The sequence below is a fragment of the Pseudomonas sp. MPB26 genome, from assembly GCF_046605355.1.
Classification (GTDB): domain Bacteria; phylum Pseudomonadota; class Gammaproteobacteria; order Pseudomonadales; family Pseudomonadaceae; genus Aquipseudomonas; species Aquipseudomonas cedrina.
Map to the genome: position 1 here is coordinate 4,915,386 of NZ_CP176793.1, position 17,547 is coordinate 4,932,932.

The following is a 17,547-nucleotide window of genomic DNA, read 5'->3' on the forward strand; positions in this document are numbered from 1 at the left end:
ACTGCGCCTGCTGCTTGGGCTGAATGATTTCGCGCGGCAGCGGTCCGAACCTGGGTACGCGCCATTCATTCAAGGAGCACCCATGAAATCCAGATCCCTAGTTGCCTGCCTGCTGGTCGCCACCGGCCTGTCCACCGCAAGCTTTATCGTGCAAGCCGGCGATACTCCTCAAGAGACCGTGCAGCCTTCGAATATCAATGCCCGTGATTTGAAAGAAGGCGACCGCGCACCGGATATGCTGATGCGCAAGGAATCGGCCCTTGGCGACTGGAAAAAGCGCGGGCTCAAACAGCCTGAGCAAGAGAGCCAATGGACGCGGGTAGGTGATAAATACGTGCTGCTCAAGACCACCAACGGCACCATTCTTGAGATCACACCCGTCAAAAAATGACGGTGCCCGTTGCGCCTGCTCTGGGGTAAGGTAACCGGCTTATAAACGCCGCGTTACCTTCAAGAAAGAGAGCAGGATGCTTGCCACAATAAGAAATTACCCCCGCACCGTTAACCTATTGCTGTGCGCCACGTTGATGCTCACGCTGGCCAAGGCAATCACGTTTCCGTACCTGGTGATCTACCTCAGCAGCCACTTCGCCCTCGACATCACCCAGGTCGGCCTGGTGATCGGCAGCTCGCTGATTGTCGGCTCGCTCCTCAGTGTGTATGGCGGGTTCCTGGTCGACCGCATCAACAGTTATCGCCTGCTGCTCGGCCTGAGTGTGCTGTTTATGCTGGGCTTTATCGGCACGGTGCTCGCGCAGAATATCTGGGCGTTCTACGGCTGCCTGATCATGATCAATCTGGCTTACGCGGTGACCGACATCGCGGTCAAGGCCGGGTTTGCCAGCCTGCTACCCCTCGAGGCGCGCAGCGAAGTGTTTTCCATCAAGTACACCCTGACCAACATCGGGTATGCCGTAGGGCCTTTTTTCGGCGCGATGATTGCCAAGCTGGATATCAGCTTGCCGTTTATTCTTTCGGCGCTGTTGGGGGGAGGGTTTTTCCTGCTGTATTGGCGGTGGGGCGACCGCACGCTGGCAACTGTCGACGCGGCGCAAAAGCCGGTGCCTTTCCTCGCCGTCGGCCGCGTGTTGCTGCGCGACCGCCGCCTGGTGTGCTTCACCCTCGGCGGTGTGCTCTGCGCCGTGGTATTCGGCCAGTTCGTTGCCTGGCTGTCGCAGTACCTGGTGATTACAACTACGGCTGAATACACCTACACCGTGATCAGCACCGTGCTTACCACCAACGCGGTGCTGGTGATTGCCTTGCAATACGTGATTGGCCGGCGCATTTCGCACCGCTACCTGGGCCAGTGGCTGATCGCCGGCCTGGGCATGTTCATGCTGGGGATCATCGGTTTCGCACTGGCCAACAGCGTGCTGTGGTGGATGCTGGCGATGGCGGTGTTCACGGTGGGGGAGATCATTGTGTTTCCCGCCGAGTACATGTTTATCGACCGTATCGCCCCGGACCACCTGCGTGGCATGTACTACGGCGCGCAGAACCTGTCCAATCTGGGCGCCGCGCTGGGGCCGGTGTTGTGCGGGCTGGTATTGGCCAGCCTGCCGGCGCAGGCCATGTTCTACATGCTGGGGGCGTTCATCATTGGCGGCGGGGTGTTCTATTTCATCGGGGCGTCGTTGAAGGCCAGTCATCCAGCGTGAGCTTGCCCACGGTGTTGCTTTGCAATTCGTAACGCAGTTCTTCCACCATTTTTTCGACTTCTTGCGGGGTCTGCAGCCGGTTGGTGCTGATCCCGGTCACCACCAGGTCGACACGGCCGGTTTCGGCATCGTAGACCTTGAGCGTGAGGGACGCGTCCCGGCACAGGGTAAATTCACACGTCAGCGGCGACAGGCCTTCTTCGATGCAATTTCGCAGTTGGGCGAGGGTAAACATGTGGGTTCCTTCGGGGACGAATGTTCGACCCCTGAAGGTTATGGCTTGCCTCTGGCGCCAATAAGGCGAATTCGCACTAGCCGCACTAGTGCATTTGCACTTTTCATGAGCGCTTTTTGAGGCGCACTTCACCGGCAAACAGCCCGCGTTCCCGGGCCCAGACCATGGCGGCGCTGCGGCTGTGTACCCCCAGTTTGGAATAGACCGTGGCCACATGGTTACGCACGGTGTTGGGCGCCAGTTTCAGGCGCGAGGCGATTTCCTTGTCGGCCAGGCCTTCACAGATCAGACCCAACACATCGCGTTCGCGGGCCGTAAGGTCGGTGAAGGCGATATTCGGCTGGTTAGGGCTGTTGACGCTTTTGGCGTTGGCCAGTTTTTCGATAAGTGTCTGGCTGAACCACGAGGCGTCCTGCATCACTTCCTCGATGGCGGCCACCAGTTCCAGCTCCGAGCGTTTACGTTCGGTGATGTTCATCATCACCAGCAGGTAGCACGGCGCGTCCTGGATGACCACGGTGTCGGCGGACACCACGCAGTCGATCACCTCGTTACCTTTCTTGCGCACCTTGAGGTCCTGGCCGTCGAGGTTGCCGGACTTTTCCAGGGTGGCGAACAGTTGGTCGCAGGCAGACTTGCTGTCGATAAAGTCGATGTCTTCGATGGATTTGCCGATCAGCTCTTCGCTGATATAGCCGGTGATGCTCATGAAGGCTTCGTTGACGTCCACCACCTGCCGGTTACCGGCGCTGCACACCAGGGTCGGCACCGGCGTCAGGCGGAACGCCTTGGCAAAGCGTTCCTCACTCTGGCGCAGGGCGATTTCCGCTTTGCGCCGTGGCTCCAGGTCCATGAAGGAAAACAGCATGCAGTCTTCTTCGTTCATGTCCAACGGCTGGCCGGCGACAATCACCAGCTTGGTGCCGCCCCTGGGCAGCCGCAGCTCGGCCTGCATCTGGGGGATGGTCGCGCCTTCGCCCAGGCGCTGGATGGCCAGGTCCTTGCGTTCGGCTTGCTCCAGCACATCCAGCTCATAGACGGATTTACCGATGACCTGGTCGCGGTTGTAGCCGGTCATCTCCAGGAAACCCTGGTTGACCTTGATGTAGCGTAGGTCGCTCAGGCGGCAGATCACCGCGGGCGCCGGGTTGGCGTTGAAGGTCTTTTCGAAACGCTGCTCGGCACTGGCCCACTCGGTGGCGTCGCTGAGAATCAGGACCAGCAACTCCGGCTCGCCCTTGGCGTCGGTGATGACCAGGCTGCGCAGGCGGTGCACCCAGGTTCTCTCTTCATCGGCGGTGGGCGTGACTTCCACCACCACATCGCTGAATTCATCCCCCGCCGCCGCCCGGGCAAGGGGATAGCTGTCCGGCTGCAGGGGGTGATTGTTACGGTAGCGCAGGGTGAAACGTTCGGCATACTGCTGCCCATCTGCGCCCAGCCCCATTACATCGCCTACCCCATGCATGGTCAGTGCAGCTTCGTTGGCCCAAAGAATGGTTTGATCGACCTCGGCCAGAATCACGCCATCGGACAGCCCGGAGATGATCTGCTGCAGTTGGCGGCGGTTGGTTTCCTTGGCAAGAACATCCTGTGTCATAAGTTCTCCTGGGGTTGGGCGCATACGCATGAAAGTTAGGACATTTGTGCTTCAGGATAGTGCAGAGAAATTGCGCGGGGTGGGGGTGCGAATGCACTGGGTGGTGGGGTGCATTTTGAGAGGGGTGCCAAGAGCCGGCGCCTGCAAGAGACCGAAAGCGGTTCCCACGCTGCTTGAACGCAGCGTGGGACGGGCCCTACAGCTGCGCCAACCAGCCCACCAGCGGCACTATCATGAGTGTACTCAGGGCCATTGAGGTGACATTGCCAATGTACGGATGAAAATGTGTAGGCAGACGCCCCGCAATCGCACAGGCCAGTGGAGGTGCGATTAGCGCGCCGAGCAGTGCACTTGTGGCAATTACCGTCCAACTACCGCCGTGCGTTAATACCGTAGCAGGCACTACAGACACCAGCGGAACATAGGTCGGGTACCATCCCCGCTTGATCCACTGTTTTCGCCAGATCACCACGCCCAGGGCTGATGTCAGCGCCTGAGCGCCTATCAGCGGCAGGACCAAGCCTGATCCATACGCCGGACTGATCGGGTTCAGGGCATACGCGAGCAACACGCCAGCCAGCAAGCCGAGACTGGCCAGTTCGTTTCCAAAAAACGGCGCTTCGGAAAAATCAGCCAGAACCCGGCGCAGGCTCCAGGCTATACCGTAAGTGGGCGGTTTGGTGGGCATCGGTCTGATGGGCGCGCTGTAGTCCGAACGTATCAACGAGGGCACTCGACGACACAGTTCAAACGCCAGGACGCTACCCACGGCCATACCCACTACGTTGCCGATCACCGCTGGAAGGCCCAATGGTATGCACACAAAGTTAACAATCAACAAGCACAGAGGCGTCACTAGCAATGCGCCCAAGACTGCACCGTTTAACGCAACTTTCCAGCCGCCGCCGAACATCAGTACCATGGCTGCCGGTAATGAAACGAACGCCGCAAACGTGGGTTGCCACGTCTGCGCCGTGACGCTCCAGCCCCAGAGCAGATTGCTCAGCAGTAGCCCCAGCAGGGAACTGGTCACCAGCCAAGGCCACAGTCCGGTACCGTAGGAAATGGAAAAACCTTGCCAGGCTTTACCGCGCCTGCTCGCCCACCAGCCCAGATAGGCGCCGCCCAGCAAGCCGAGTGATGCGAGTTCATGCTTATAAAAAGCGACCTCACTGATATCCCCGAGTATCCACCGCAGCCAGGCAACGGGGTGGGGCAGGCTCGCGACCATCTCGCCATAGCCCGGCCAGGAACCTTCATGGTTGAATGCGACCCAAAGCACCAACAGTGCGCTGATTAACCCTAGAATGAGAACGGTGGAGTCCGTTAATGAACGACGGGGTCTTGTTTCGGTAAAGAGTGTTTTCATGGTTTGCCCTCCGGTCAGCGAGGCAGGGCAGGGTGATGGGAGTAACCGAGCATTTGATCGTAAAGATCATTGCGCCGATCGCGTTGCAGATCATTGAGGCTGTTCCAGATCGGTGCACTGCGAGCGCTGGTGATATCGATGTCGGCAAACAGGATTTCCTGACGATTGGCCGAAGCCACACTGCCGATTGGCCACCCATTGGTGCCGGCAATCAATGAGCATCCGAGATAACGGGCGTCTCGTTCCTCGCCAATGCGACTGGCCGCCGCGATAAATATGTTATTGACGTGGGCAGCGGTCATCGTCAGGTAGGACGCCATGCATTTGCCCGCCTCATCGAACAGCGGCGGTGGCGTCCACACCCAGTTGTTCAGGCTGCAAATAATGTCTGCGCCCTGCTGGCTGAGAATGCGCGGTACCTCCGGAAACCAGATGTCCCAACAAATCAGCAAACCAATACGGCCGATTGGCGTTTCAAACACCGGAAAGCCGGTATCTCCAGGCGTGAACCAAAGCTTTTCCAGGTTCCACAAATGCGCTTTGCGATATTTGCCGATAAATCCGTCGGGACCTAGCAGCACGGCCGTGTTGAACAGCTGCATACCATCGATTTCACACAGACCTGCCACCAGATGGACCTTGTGCTTACAGGCAAACTCTATCCACGCCTGAACAGAACCCCCGTCCGGGACAGGCTCCGCGTGATCAAAGGCATCCTGGCGACTGCTGAAAAAATACCCGCTGTTGGTCAGTTCCGGGAGCACGATCAGGTTCGCTCCGCCGTTTACGGCTTCGGTCGCAAGTGCAAGACTTTGACGCAAGTTATTGGCTCGGTTAGCCATGCCAACCTGTGGATCAAGTTGGATGACCGCTACGCGTGCTGGGCTTACTGGTTCGCTCATGGAGGTGACCTCTTATTGTTATACAACCGGGATTCGGTTGGATGTTTATAAGAAGCGACAAGATGTTTAAATAAAAGTCGGGCGATTCCCCCAGTGTTGTAGTCCGTTTCTTTTAAGGTTCTGCTTTGTATTCGGGATAGTCTTGGGCAGTGAAGCCGCCGTTGAAAATCGCGTTGGTTTTGTTGCATATGTTTATAACGGTATCAATTGCACCTCTGAAGCAGGGTTCAGTCCAGCCGGCATCGACGGAAAAAGATTCGCCGCAGAGGTACAGTCCGGACTTATAAGAGAAGTCCCTGTTGTATTTCAATAGTTTCATGGCGTCGTAATACGTGCCCGCACGATAGAGCTTTGCGCAGCCAAGAGAGTTTTTATCATTCATCCAGCGTTGAACGACCGCCTGCTTTTGTGCGATGTAAGGAGATATCCTTTCTTTTATATTTCCGGACTTCAAAAGTATTCTGTCAAGCTCGTGTATGCATTTATCGACCAGGTCCTCGTCATTAAATACAGATAATTTTGTAGCGTCGTCTTCCCACGTGTAACTGAGGAGGATGCAGTCATAGGCATTGCTGCTGTTGTAGCGGTAAGTGTATACATCATGAACCAAGCTATCTGTGACGATAGTCTGGGGTATTTTTTTGTTTTGTTCGAGGAACGATTTTTTAAGCGGTGCGTATACTTTGCAGCTGGTTTCCCAGTGGGCTGATTTATAGGCTTCTATAATCTCGAATGGGAGCATGTCTTGGTTAAATTCTTCAATTGATATTTGTGTCTCGATCAGCCATGAAGGAACTGTCATTACTACAGAGTCGCAATCGATAGACTCTACTTTTCTCGCCTCTTTAGATGGGGTGTTCCAGTCATAATAAATTCGCGTTCTTCCATTACGCAGCTTTTTCATTTTTGTCACTGCGCTGCTGGTCAGAAAACCCGACCGGCTTTTGATAAGGTGGTCATATAAAGAGTGTTGCGTTTCGTCTGGCTTTATGAATAGAAGTGACTCAGCCAACGAACCAAGGCCAATGTAGGTGGGTTTATTGAATTTAAGCCCTCTGGAATCCACCGTTTCTTCAGCATTCAAGTAAGGCGCTGGCATAGGCGTACCCTCTGCGTCGACACGTCCGTGAATCAACTGCAAATGGCTGCTGAATCCAAATATCGCAGTTCTGAGCGGGTATAGTGAGCAAACATCATAAAATGCTCCCCAGCTGCCATCACCGATTCCAATGGAGTAGAAAACAGCCGACTCTTGCGCCGTCATGCCCATGCCCCCAAAATTTCCTGGGTCACTTGAACGCCAGTTATCAATGCTTGGCATTTTTACCAAGTCGCGAAATGAAATGCCTTCATATTTTCTGACGATTGCTGCCCACATCTCCTCCCAGCGCTCAGCACCGTAATGTTCGGATATGCTCAGCGTCATGCGCTCGGCGAATATCTTCCATTTGGCGAAAACATTACCCAGTGTTCGACCCGGCGGCGGTGTTTTTCCATCGATGTTTTTCCAGATGAGCATGGTCGGTGCTGCGCTGTCATCAATGCTCCCCTCTCGTAGGTATATGCCCGTTGAGCGCACAGCAGCGCTGCCCGGATTTGGGAAGTCCGAATGGCGTAGTTCAAATAGGCGGGCGTAATAGGCCATGAGCGATCGCCCATCCTTAGGATGCTCGGTGGATTTATTGAAGAACGGCATCCTCATTGCACCCATCTCGAAAGGCGGTCTGCCGACAGAGTGGGTATTGCTCGTTCCGAGAGCAGTTAAGTGTCTGCCGCCAATGCGTTTGGATTTTTCGAGTAGCGTGATATTTGTGAAACCACACCTGTAAAGTTCACGTGCCGCTGTCAGTCCTGTTATACCCGCACCGATAATACATATTTTATGGTCCGTTTCGGTGGCTCGGGCAATGCCGTTAAGTTGTTCAACCAAGGCGCGGTAGTCAAAACATAAATCGGGTGGGTTGGGGAACCGCGCTCGCCATTTATTCTTGGTAGAGCGCTTTTCTCGATGTTGGCGTTGATCGATGTCTGCGGGGTAATTGAAGCCGGAACCGATGGTCATTCTGATATTCCTTGTTCAGATTTAATGGGCTTCTGGTAGGTTGCGCGCGCTTACATTCAGGGTGAAATAAGCTGGGGGTGATTTTTGATAGAGGAAAGTCGTGTTCTGTCGTAGGTGCAGTGCGGGTATTCACTTCAATCGGCTACATTTATTCGCGGCAAGAAGCCCAGGCCTCTTGCCGCGACTTGCTCAGCTCGGCTGCATGCACTCCAGCGACCGGTCCACCATCACGCTGGCCATGGCCACCAGATGCATGACTGAAAGCACCAGCGTGCGTGAAGTACCGTCCAATTGATCCCCCGCGCACCGCAAACACGCTGCTGGAGTGGGTCAGGGCGTCTTCGAAGCTGAGGTCTGGGGTGGTGGTGAAGAAGTGCGGTCCTGAAGCGGGTGGTGCGGGGACAAGGTGTCCATGGCTCAACTCCTAATCTAAGTTGGAATGTCACCACCATCGCTACCAAACGACTTTAGGGTGATGACCGTACGCAGATTGGTAGACCGGTGATTAGGACCCGGTGCACCCGAAGGTGCCCTGCGCACGACCACCATAACGCAGGGCCGAAAAAAAGCGCCTTGCAGAAGGGGGCGCTTAGCGCCTAATCACTCGTGGTCTACCAAACCCCAAGTCACTGGCTTCCCGCACTTGCCAAACACACCTGATTCCGGGAAAACTTCAAGGCTTTGTGCATCCAACGCATAGGTATCTATACACCATTATTGTATTGAGCGGGCTTGCCCCGCGCTGGGCCGCGAAGCGGCCCCAAACCAGGCGACATGGGTTTATCCTGCGACTCGGCGGTGTCTTTATTGGGGCCGTTTCGCGACCCAGCGCGGGGCAAGCCCGCTCACTACATGTTGCGCGTGCGTGTATATACCCAAGCATTCAATGAGAATCCCATGAGCAACAACGAACTCCAAATAACCGACATCCGTCCCGGCACCGGCAAAACCGTGGTCAAGGGTGCGCTGATCACCACCCAATACACTGGCACCCTGGAAGACGGCACGGTGTTCGATTCTTCCTGGGAACGCGGCAAGCCGTTCCAGTGCGTGATTGGCACCGGCCGGGTGATCAGAGGCTGGGACCAAGGCCTGATGGGCATGCAGGTCGGCGGCGTGCGCAGCCTGTTCGTGCCGGCGCACCTAGCCTATGGCGAGCGGTCGATGGGCGCACATATCAAGCCCAACAGCAATTTGCGCTTCGAGATTGAGTTGCTGGAAGTGCTGACGCGGGACGATTGAAGGAAGGTAGACATGGACGTTGATTCACACGTTTTGCCGGGGTGCTCCGTGGCGGGTATTCAGGTGGTTGAGTTGGCCTCCAGTGATGAGGCCGAGCTGCAGCGGTTTTTTGAGCGGGCCCCAGATTATTTCATCGCGGTCAATGGTGAGCCGGCCACGCCGACGCAAGCGCACGAAGAATTGCACGAGCAACTGCCCGCCGGGTGGACCTGCCGCCGGATGTATTGGTTGGGTTATGGCGATGCTGAAGGGCGGTTGGTCGCGGTGGTGAACATTGCAGCGGATTTGTTGGCCGTCGGCGTCTGGCATATCGGGCTGTTGCTGGTGGATGCGCGTTTGCATGGGTCCGGGCTGGCGCAACGGCTGCATGCGGGCCTTGAGGCGTGGGCTGTGCGCAACGGCGCTCAATGGTTTCGGTTGACGGTGGTCGTCGGCAATACCAGGGCCGAACGCTTTTGGCCCAGGCTTGGGTATGTGCAGGTGCGCATTCGTGAGGGCATTGCGATGGGGCGGCAGGTGAACAGGGTGTCGATTCAGGTGAAGGCGCTGGCGGGTGGCCGGGTTGATGAATACCTGGCGTTGGTTGGGCGTGATCGACCCGGTACGCCGTAAGTGTGGGAGCGGGCTTGCTCGCGAAGGCGGTGGCTCAGTTAGCGAATCGGGTGACTGACACACCGCCTTCGCGAGCAAGCCCGCTCCCACATTTTGATCTGCGGTGGGTTCAGAAAAGATGCGTTCCTGAACCCATCCTGAAGAATCCTCTTATTCCCCATGCGGGCACTTTCCTACGGTTTGGTCGGGGCGTAAGCTTCGCGCGTTTTCATCAATTGCGGAGACCCTCAGTGGGTACTTGTTCGAGTGACAGTAGTCGGCCGGTTCTGGTAACCGGCACGTACTTGGCAAGGTAACGCGCATGCTTTCGATGCCGTTGTCTCGCCAATAAAAAGCGAGAAGCGGCATCCCGGCAGCGGCCATTCCTGGCCGTTGCCCCGAATCCCTCTCATCGACGCTGACCAGCATCTGACTGACCTCGGGATGCTACGGACGCGCCTGCCTTTTGCGGCAGGCGGGCCGGGCTGACTGTGCCTATGAAACGGGCGCGGTGCAGACGGCCGTACCTGCACGATGGTTTCCTCGCGCAGGAGTAACACCATGAATTTCACTGTCTTGAAAGAGTTCTTTGCCGGCTTCCTGCGGACCCGGCACATTGCCCGGCATTTCCGCCGTCTGGCGATGCTTGAAACCGTGACCGACGCCAGCGTCAGCCGCGAAGTCCCGCCGACCCTGGCGCAAACCCTGGTCGCTGCGGCCAGCACCAGTGCCGTGCAATTGCTCGGTACGCTGGGCAGTCATGGCGAGGGCCTGAACACTCAGGAAGCCGACGCACTGCGCGTGCAGTACGGTCTGAACGAAGTCGAGCATGAGCAGCCGCTGCCTTGGTGGGTGCACCTCTGGCACTGCTACAAAAACCCGTTCAACCTGCTGCTGACGCTGCTGGCGGTGATCTCCTGGCTGACCGAAGACATGAAGGCCGCCACGGTGATTTTCTCCATGGTGGTGCTGTCGACGTTGCTGCGTTTCTGGCAGGAGGCCAAGTCCAACAAGGCCGCCGATGCCCTCAAGGCGATGGTGAGCAATACCGCCACGGTGCTGCGCCGGGACGAAGCCAAACGCATCGAATTGCCGATCAAGCAACTGGTACCCGGTGACCTCATCGTACTGTCGGCTGGGGATATGATCCCCGCCGATTGCCGCGTGCTCAGTGCCAAGGACCTGTTCGTGAGCCAGGCGGCGATGACCGGGGAGTCGATGCCCGTGGAGAAGTTCGCCGAGCAACAGGACGTCAACACCCGCAACCCGCTGGACCTGGAAAACATCCTGTTCATGGGCACCAACGTGGTGTCCGGCGCGGCGACGGCGGTGATCCTGACCACCGGCAATGGCACCTACTTCGGCGCGTTGGCACAACGCGTCACGGCTACCGACCGCGCGACCACCTCGTTCCAGCAGGGCGTCAACAAGGTCAGTTGGTTGCTGATCCGCTTCATGTTCGTCATGGCACCTTTGGTGCTGTTTATCAACGGTTTCACCAAGGGCGACTGGACCGAGGCCCTGTTGTTTGCGTTGTCGATTGCCGTGGGCCTGACCCCGGAAATGCTACCGATGATTGTCACGTCCACCTTGGCCAAGGGCGCCGTGTTTCTCTCGCGCAAAAAAGTCATCGTCAAACGCCTGGATGCGATTCAGAACTTCGGCGCCATGGACGTGCTCTGCACCGACAAGACCGGCACGCTGACCCAGGACCGGATTTTCCTGGCACGCCATGTGGACGTGTGGGGCGCAGAGTCCGACGACGTACTGGAAATGGCCTACCTCAACAGTTACTACCAGACCGGCCTGAAAAACCTGCTGGACGTGGCGGTGCTGGAGCACGTGGAGGTCCATCGCGAGCTGAAGGTCGGCACTGCGTTTCACAAGGTTGATGAGATTCCGTTCGACTTCAACCGCCGCCGTATGTCGGTGGTGGTGGCCGAGCAGGGGCAGCCGCACCTGCTGATCTGCAAGGGGGCGGTAGAGGAAGTCCTGGCGGTGTGCAACAACGTGCGTCATGGCGATGTCAATGAAGCGCTGAGCGACGACCTGTTGGCGCGCATTCGCCAGGTCACCGCCGCCTTCAACGAAGAAGGCCTGCGCGTGGTCGCCGTGGCCGCGCAACCGATGGCACCGGGGCGCGACACCTACAGCCTGGCGGATGAGAAAAACCTCACGTTGATCGGTTACGTGGCCTTCCTCGACCCGCCGAAGGAAAGCACCGCGCCGGCCCTCAGGGCCCTCAAAGCCCACGGTGTCGCGGTAAAAGTGCTGACCGGCGACAACGAACTGGTCACCGCAAAGATCTGCCGTGAAGTGGGCCTCGAGCAACAGGGCCTGCTGATGGGCAACGATATAGAAGACATGACCGACGCCGAGCTGGCCAAGGCCGTGGAGACCACCAATGTGTTCGCCAGGCTGACGCCGTCCCACAAGGAACGCATTGTGCGGCTGCTCAAGGCCAACGGGCACGTGGTGGGCTTTATGGGCGATGGCATCAACGACGCGCCGGCGCTACGTACGGCGGATATCGGCATTTCGGTGGACAGTGCGGTGGATATCGCCAAGGAGGCCGCTGACATCATCCTGTTGGAAAAGAGCCTGATGATCCTGGAGGAGGGCGTGCTGGAAGGCCGACGTACCTTCGCCAATATGCTCAAGTACATCAAGATGACCGCCAGCTCCAACTTCGGCAATGTGTTTTCGGTACTGGTGGCCAGTGCGTTTATCCCGTTCCTGCCGATGTTGCCGATGCATCTGCTGGTGCAGAACCTTCTGTATGACATTTCACAGATTGCGATCCCGTTCGATAACGTCGACGCCGAAATGCTCAGCAAGCCCCAACGCTGGCAACCGGGAGATGTCGGGCGATTCATGCTGTTTTTCGGGCCGATCAGTTCGATCTTCGACATCACCACGTTTGTGCTCATGTGGTACGTCTTCGATGCCAACACGCCCGACCACCAGACCTTGTTCCAGTCCGGCTGGTTCGTGGTGGGGCTGCTGACCCAGACGCTGATCGTGCACATGATCCGCACGCCGAAAATCCCTTTCCTGCAAAGCCGTGCGGCAATGCCGTTGATGGTGATGACCGGAGTGATTATGGCGGTGGGGATTTTCCTGCCGATGGGGCCGCTGGCGCATTACTTCAAGTTGCAGGCGCTGCCATCGCTGTACTTCGTGTTCCTGCCGGTGATCCTGCTGGCCTACATGGGCCTGACCCAGGCGGTGAAGGGTTACTACATCCGTAAGTTTGGCTGGCAATAACCGTGTGAGTGCCCGCCAGTCTCGACTGTCGGGCTTTCGTCGACGCAAAGCCGACTATGCTGTTACGAGGAAAAGTCCTACAAGCAATCGAGACTATCCCTTCATTTAATAAGGCAAACCATTGTTAAGGTTGCGCGCTTGCGCCCCGGGAACAAGGGCGTAGCTCCATGTGTTTACCGTGCTTTATCAAAAGGAGGGGTCTGTACTGCCTGAAGTGCCATGCAGAGTAATCAGCACCGTTTGTCGGAACTGTTACTTCTCACAGGTGGATAGGTCCCGTGTGATATGTAAGCGTACTGATCCCTCGGTGGAGTTCTATGAGCAAAGCTTTAATTGTTGACGATCACCCTTTTATTCGCGCTACCGTGAAGTTCCTTTTGAAGCAGGAAGGCTTCACTGAAATTTATGAAGCGGGCAACGGTGCCGACGCCATGCAGGTAGCACGCGAGGAACGTCCAGATCTGATTATCCTCGACCTGGCAATGCCCAAGCTCGGCGGGCTGGAGGTGATTGCTCGGATCAAGGCGCTGGACTTGCCTTGCAAGATTCTGGTGCTAACGTCGTACCTGGCTGTTTTTTTCTCGACGCGTTGTATGCGCGCCGGAGCCATGGGCTTTGTTGCCAAGACAGGTGAACTGGATGAACTGCAGAAGGCCATCAGGGCGATACGTTCCGGTTACAGTTGCTTCCCCAGCCTGCCCACCAGTTCAGTACGCCGCGACGATTTGCAGACTACCGAGCAAGAGCTTGTGGAGGGGCTATCCGACCGTGAATTAATGGTGTTGATAGCGTTGGCCAAAGGCTTGGGTAACAAGGAAATCGCCGAGAACATGCTGCTGAGCCACAAGACCATCAGTACCTACAAGACGCGACTCAAAGAGAAATTGCGAATGTCCTCGGTGGTGCACCTGTCCAAGTTCGCCCAGCGCAATCATCTGATCTGAAATGAACACCGCGCGGCTGTTGATATTCACGGTCATCCTGCTGACGGGGCTGTCGCCCGGTGCAGCGGTGGCCTTGGACGAGCCACATAACCTCAGGCTCTTCGGCCATTCTACCCCTGAAAACCTGCGCCTGAAGCTTGATGAAAGTGACTGGCGCTGGCTACGCGAGCGACGTGTATTGCTGATGGGCGTGTCGGCGCCGGACTACGCGCCTTTCGACCTGAGCAACGGCAACGATTTTGAAGGGATCACCGCTGACTATGCGTGGCTGGTCAGCCTTATTTTAAACACCCCTATCGAGGTTCGACGCTACGATACCCGTGATGAAGTAATCGAAGCACTCGAGCGGGGCGAGGTGGATCTGGTCGGGTCGGCCAATGGCTATGAAGCGGCTAATAAAAAACTGGTACTGTCGAGCTCCTATGCCAATGATCAACCGGTGCTGGTGACCCGCACCGGTGACAGCCATTCATTGAGCGCCGACCTGGCCGGCAAGCGTGTCGCGATGCTCTACCACTATATGCAGCCGGACGCTGTCCAAGCCTTTTACCCAAAGGCACAACTGCTGCTGTATGGCTCGACTCACCAAGCCCTTGGCTCCGTGGCGTTCCGCCAGGCTGATGTCTATCTGGGCGACGCCATCAGTACCCGTTACCTGATCAACAAGAACCATTTCAATAATGTCCGCATGGCGGATTTTTCCGCGCTGGAGGTCAACCCGTTCGGGTTCGCCTTCACCAAGGACAACACCCGCCTCCTGAACATCATCAACGCCGCGCTGGCTGTTGTTCCGGCCGGTCAGCAGATGGAAATCCTGCGCCGCTGGAGTGCCGGCGACAATGGTTTCCTGGCCGCCGACCGGTTGCGCCTGAGTGAGAATGAACGACGTTGGCTGGAGAAACATCCCCTGGTGAAGGTGGCAGCGCTCGACAAATTCGTGCCGCTGTCATTTTTCAATAAGCAAGGGCAGTTTGTGGGCTTGAGCGAGGAGGTCTTGTCGCGGGTCAGCTTGCGCACCGGCTTGAAGTTCGAGATGGTGAAAGGCAAGTCGTTGCCTCAGCAGATTGACGAGGTCAGCAGTGGCGCAGTGGACATACTGGCTGTGATCACGCCCAGCGTCGAACGCTCTGAAAAGCTGCGTTTCACTCGGCCCTACCTATCCAATCCCTACGTGTTGGTGGCGCGCACCGGAGAAGAAAGTCTGGTGACGCTGGAGGACATGCCCGGCAAACGCCTGGCATTTATCAACGGCAATAGCCTCGCCGCACATATTGTCCGAGACTACCCCGGCATCGAGTTTGTCAACGTCGAGAACCCGGAGCAGGCCCTGGATCTGGTCGCCAATGGCGATGCCGATGCAACCCTTATTTCGCTGATCAGCGCACGGTACATGATCGCGCGCCATTTCCGAGATCGCTTGCGTATCACCAGCACCGTCGGTACGGAGCCGGCGCGGATTGCTTTCGGCGTCAACCGCAGCCAGCTCGAGCTGTATTCGATCCTCGAAAAGGCGCTGTTAAGTATCACGCCTGAAGAAATGGACGAACTGACCAACCGCTGGCGCAGTGAGATCATTATCGAAGACAGCTACTGGAGCAGTCATCGCAGCGTGATTATCCAGGGATTTGGCCTGGCTGCGCTGCTGCTGCTGATTACCCTGGGCTGGGTGCTTTACCTGCGCAACCTGATTCGCAAGCGTGCCCAAGCCGAACGGGCCTTGAGCGACCAGATGGAGTTCATGCGCGTGCTGATCGACGGCACGCCGCACCCGATCTACGTGCGTGATCGCCAGGGCCGCCTGATGGCTTGCAATAACGCTTACCTTGATGTGTTCGGCTTCAAGCTTGAGGACGTGATTGGCAAGACCGTGGTGCAAACCGACACCGGCAACCCGCCCCAGGCGCAGTCGTTCCATGCCAATTACTTGAGCTTGATGGAGCGGGGCGAGCCGCAGATCCAGGATCGGGTGCTCAAGGTTCCCGACGGCGGTGTGTTGACCATCTACCAGTGGATGCTGCCGTACCGTGACAGTCACGGCAACGTCGTGGGCATGATTGCCGGCTGGGTGGATGTCAGCGAACGTCAGCGCCTGCTGGGCCAGCTACAGGAAGCCAAGGAGGAGGCCGACGCCGCCAACCGTGCCAAGACCACGTTCCTGGCGACGATGAGCCATGAAATCCGCACGCCCATGAATGCCGTGATTGGCATGATCGAACTGGCCCAGAAAAATGCCGAGCGGGGCCGCGTCGATCAGGATGCTCTGGAAGTGGCCTCGATGGCGTCCCGGAGCATGTTGGAGCTGATCGGCGACATTCTGGACATCGCGCGGATAGAATCCGGCCACCTGTCCCTGACCCTGGCGCCGGCCAACCTCCACGAGCTGTTGGCTTCCGTGGCGCGCGTGTTTGAGGGGCTGGCGCGGGACAAGGGCTTGCGGCTGCACGTCGAGCTCGATCCGCTGACCAACCGACAGGTGCTGGTCGACCCCTTGCGGTTCAAGCAAGTGGTTTCCAACGTGCTCGGCAATGCCATCAAGTTCACCGCCACCGGTGAGGTGCGCCTGGGTGCCCAGTGCCTGCCGGCCATGGCCGAGGATCATTTGAACCTGCGTTTGTATGTGGAGGACACGGGGGTTGGCATCAGTGCCGAGGACCAGCAGCGTTTGTTCAACCCCTTCATCCAGGGCAGCAATAACGACCAATCGGCGCGCAGTGGGTCCGGCCTTGGATTGGTGATCAGCCGCAACCTGTGCGAAATGATGGGGGGGCGCCTGCAGTTGAGCAGTGTGCTGGGCAAGGGGACACGGGTGGATGTAACCATGGCCCTGGCGTTGTCCACGGCAGCATCGGTGGCATTACCTGGCGAACGTGTTCAACCGACGCAGGCATTGAAGTTGCTGGTGGTGGATGACTACCCGGCAAACCGCTTGCTGTTGTCTCGACAATTGAGTTTCCTGGGGCACCACATCGTCACTGCCGAAGATGGCGCCGAGGGCTATGCCCTGTGGCTGGCCGGAAACTTTGACGGGGTGATCACCGACAGTAACATGCCGGTCGTGGATGGCTACACATTGGCACGTGATATCCGAGCCCAGGAGCGGCAGCGTGGCCTGGTACCGTGCCTGATATTGGGGTTCACCGCCAACGCCCAGCCGGAGGAGACCGAGCGCTGCCGGCAGGCGGGCATGGACGGTTGTCTATTCAAGCCGACCGGGCTTGATGATTTGCGCGCGGCGTTGGCACCGCTCACCACGGCAGTTGCAAGGGATGAGCCCGAGCCGGTGTGTGATTTGAGTGCGCTCATCTCGTTGACAGGGGGCGACACTGGCGCGCTCAACGAGCTGCTGGAGCCTCTGCTCAGTAGTCTCGCAGAGGACCGCGTGCGGCTGTTGGCGCTGCGCCAACACGCGGATTTCGCCACCTTGCATGACTTGGCTCATCGCGTTAAAGGCGGGGCTCGCATGGTCAAGGCCCAGGCGCTGGTGAACTGCTGCGAAACCCTGGAAAGCGTGTGTGAAAACGCTGACCGCGATGCAGTGTCGGATGCGGTTGAGGCCCTATGCACAGCGATCGACGGTTTGCGGCATAGCCTGAGCCAGCTCAGCAAGCGGGCTTGACTCGCGTGGGTAACCATTAGGTGAATTTGGGAGAACTCCTACATGGAATGGGAACAAG

General features: G+C 57.6%; 13 protein-coding genes. 7 read left to right on the plus strand and 6 right to left on the minus strand.

All coding sequences use genetic code 11. The features are described 5' to 3' along the window. The first annotated feature begins 82 nt into the window (after positions 1–82). Positions 83–391 (plus strand): RcnB family protein, encoded by a 309-nt coding sequence (locus ACLH0H_RS22775; RefSeq protein ID WP_411379726.1) that lies wholly within the window; start codon positions 83–85, stop codon positions 389–391. 76 nt (positions 392–467) lie between these two features. Then, positions 468–1,661 carry an MFS transporter gene (locus tag ACLH0H_RS22780; protein WP_411379727.1) on the plus strand — a complete coding sequence of 398 codons (1,194 nt, stop codon included), beginning with the start codon at positions 468–470 and terminating at the stop codon, positions 1,659–1,661. On the opposite strand, the gene ACLH0H_RS22785 is transcribed toward ACLH0H_RS22780, so the two are convergent. From ACLH0H_RS22785 to ACLH0H_RS22810, 6 genes are all read right to left on the minus strand, one after another. Further along, entirely contained in the window at positions 1,624–1,896 is a 273-nt protein-coding gene (locus tag ACLH0H_RS22785; protein WP_169374368.1) for a DUF1652 domain-containing protein, read from the minus strand. The two genes, ACLH0H_RS22780 and ACLH0H_RS22785, sit on opposite strands and share 38 nt — an antisense overlap. 103 nt (positions 1,897–1,999) lie before the next feature. Continuing rightward, on the minus strand, positions 2,000–3,496 hold the full coding sequence (locus tag ACLH0H_RS22790) for a PAS domain S-box protein (RefSeq protein ID WP_411379728.1): 1,497 nt from the start codon (positions 3,494–3,496) through the stop codon (positions 2,000–2,002). Between the two features lie 196 nt (positions 3,497–3,692). Then, the gene (locus ACLH0H_RS22795; RefSeq protein WP_411379729.1) at positions 3,693–4,865 is read right to left on the minus strand and encodes a hypothetical protein; all 1,173 of its coding nucleotides are present in this window, start codon (positions 4,863–4,865) and stop codon (positions 3,693–3,695) included. Between the two features lie 14 nt (positions 4,866–4,879). Continuing rightward, entirely contained in the window at positions 4,880–5,767 is an 888-nt protein-coding gene (locus tag ACLH0H_RS22800) for a nitrilase family protein (protein WP_411379730.1), read from the minus strand. Between the two features lie 112 nt (positions 5,768–5,879). Continuing rightward, on the minus strand, positions 5,880–7,829 hold the full coding sequence (locus ACLH0H_RS22805) for a flavin monoamine oxidase family protein (RefSeq protein WP_411379731.1): 1,950 nt from the start codon (positions 7,827–7,829) through the stop codon (positions 5,880–5,882). A gap of 189 nt (positions 7,830–8,018) precedes the next feature. Beyond that, positions 8,019–8,120 (minus strand): DUF6124 family protein, encoded by a 102-nt coding sequence (locus ACLH0H_RS22810; protein ID WP_411379732.1) that lies wholly within the window; start codon positions 8,118–8,120, stop codon positions 8,019–8,021. 606 nt (positions 8,121–8,726) lie between these two features. Between ACLH0H_RS22810 and ACLH0H_RS22815 the strand changes: the two genes are divergently transcribed. From ACLH0H_RS22815 to ACLH0H_RS22835, 5 genes are all read left to right on the plus strand, one after another. Then, complete coding sequence (locus tag ACLH0H_RS22815; protein WP_411379733.1) at positions 8,727–9,071, plus strand: FKBP-type peptidyl-prolyl cis-trans isomerase; 345 nt, start codon at positions 8,727–8,729, stop codon at positions 9,069–9,071. Positions 9,072–9,083: 12 nt separating this feature from the next. Beyond that, positions 9,084–9,683: a GNAT family N-acetyltransferase gene (locus ACLH0H_RS22820; protein ID WP_411379734.1), complete on the plus strand. Its 600-nt coding sequence runs from the start codon at positions 9,084–9,086 to the stop codon at positions 9,681–9,683. A gap of 540 nt (positions 9,684–10,223) precedes the next feature. Further along, a complete protein-coding gene (mgtA, locus tag ACLH0H_RS22825) occupies positions 10,224–12,929 on the plus strand; it encodes a magnesium-translocating P-type ATPase (protein ID WP_411379735.1) in 2,706 nt (901 codons plus the stop codon). A 317-nt stretch (positions 12,930–13,246) separates the two neighbouring features. After that, entirely contained in the window at positions 13,247–13,873 is a 627-nt protein-coding gene (locus tag ACLH0H_RS22830) for a response regulator (RefSeq protein ID WP_411379736.1), read from the plus strand. Between the two features lies 1 nt (position 13,874). Then, a complete protein-coding gene (locus ACLH0H_RS22835; protein WP_411379737.1) occupies positions 13,875–17,489 on the plus strand; it encodes a transporter substrate-binding domain-containing protein in 3,615 nt (1,204 codons plus the stop codon). Positions 17,490–17,547: the final 58 nt, after the last annotated feature.

Bases quoted from the DNA above. Each gene is read 5' to 3' on its own strand.
- ACLH0H_RS22775 (WP_411379726.1), top strand. From the start codon at position 83: ATGAAATCCAGATCCCTAGTTGCCTGCCTGCTGGTCGCCACCGGCCTG.
- ACLH0H_RS22780 (WP_411379727.1), top strand. From the start codon at position 468: ATGCTTGCCACAATAAGAAATTACCCCCGCACCGTTAACCTATTGCTG.
- ACLH0H_RS22785 (WP_169374368.1), bottom strand. From the start codon at position 1,896: ATGTTTACCCTCGCCCAACTGCGAAATTGCATCGAAGAAGGCCTGTCG.
- ACLH0H_RS22790 (WP_411379728.1), bottom strand. From the start codon at position 3,496: ATGACACAGGATGTTCTTGCCAAGGAAACCAACCGCCGCCAACTGCAG.
- ACLH0H_RS22795 (WP_411379729.1), bottom strand. From the start codon at position 4,865: ATGAAAACACTCTTTACCGAAACAAGACCCCGTCGTTCATTAACGGAC.
- ACLH0H_RS22800 (WP_411379730.1), bottom strand. From the start codon at position 5,767: ATGAGCGAACCAGTAAGCCCAGCACGCGTAGCGGTCATCCAACTTGAT.
- ACLH0H_RS22805 (WP_411379731.1), bottom strand. From the start codon at position 7,829: ATGACCATCGGTTCCGGCTTCAATTACCCCGCAGACATCGATCAACGC.
- ACLH0H_RS22815 (WP_411379733.1), top strand. From the start codon at position 8,727: ATGAGCAACAACGAACTCCAAATAACCGACATCCGTCCCGGCACCGGC.
- ACLH0H_RS22820 (WP_411379734.1), top strand. From the start codon at position 9,084: ATGGACGTTGATTCACACGTTTTGCCGGGGTGCTCCGTGGCGGGTATT.
- mgtA (WP_411379735.1), top strand. From the start codon at position 10,224: ATGAATTTCACTGTCTTGAAAGAGTTCTTTGCCGGCTTCCTGCGGACC.
- ACLH0H_RS22830 (WP_411379736.1), top strand. From the start codon at position 13,247: ATGAGCAAAGCTTTAATTGTTGACGATCACCCTTTTATTCGCGCTACC.
- ACLH0H_RS22835 (WP_411379737.1), top strand. From the start codon at position 13,875: ATGAACACCGCGCGGCTGTTGATATTCACGGTCATCCTGCTGACGGGG.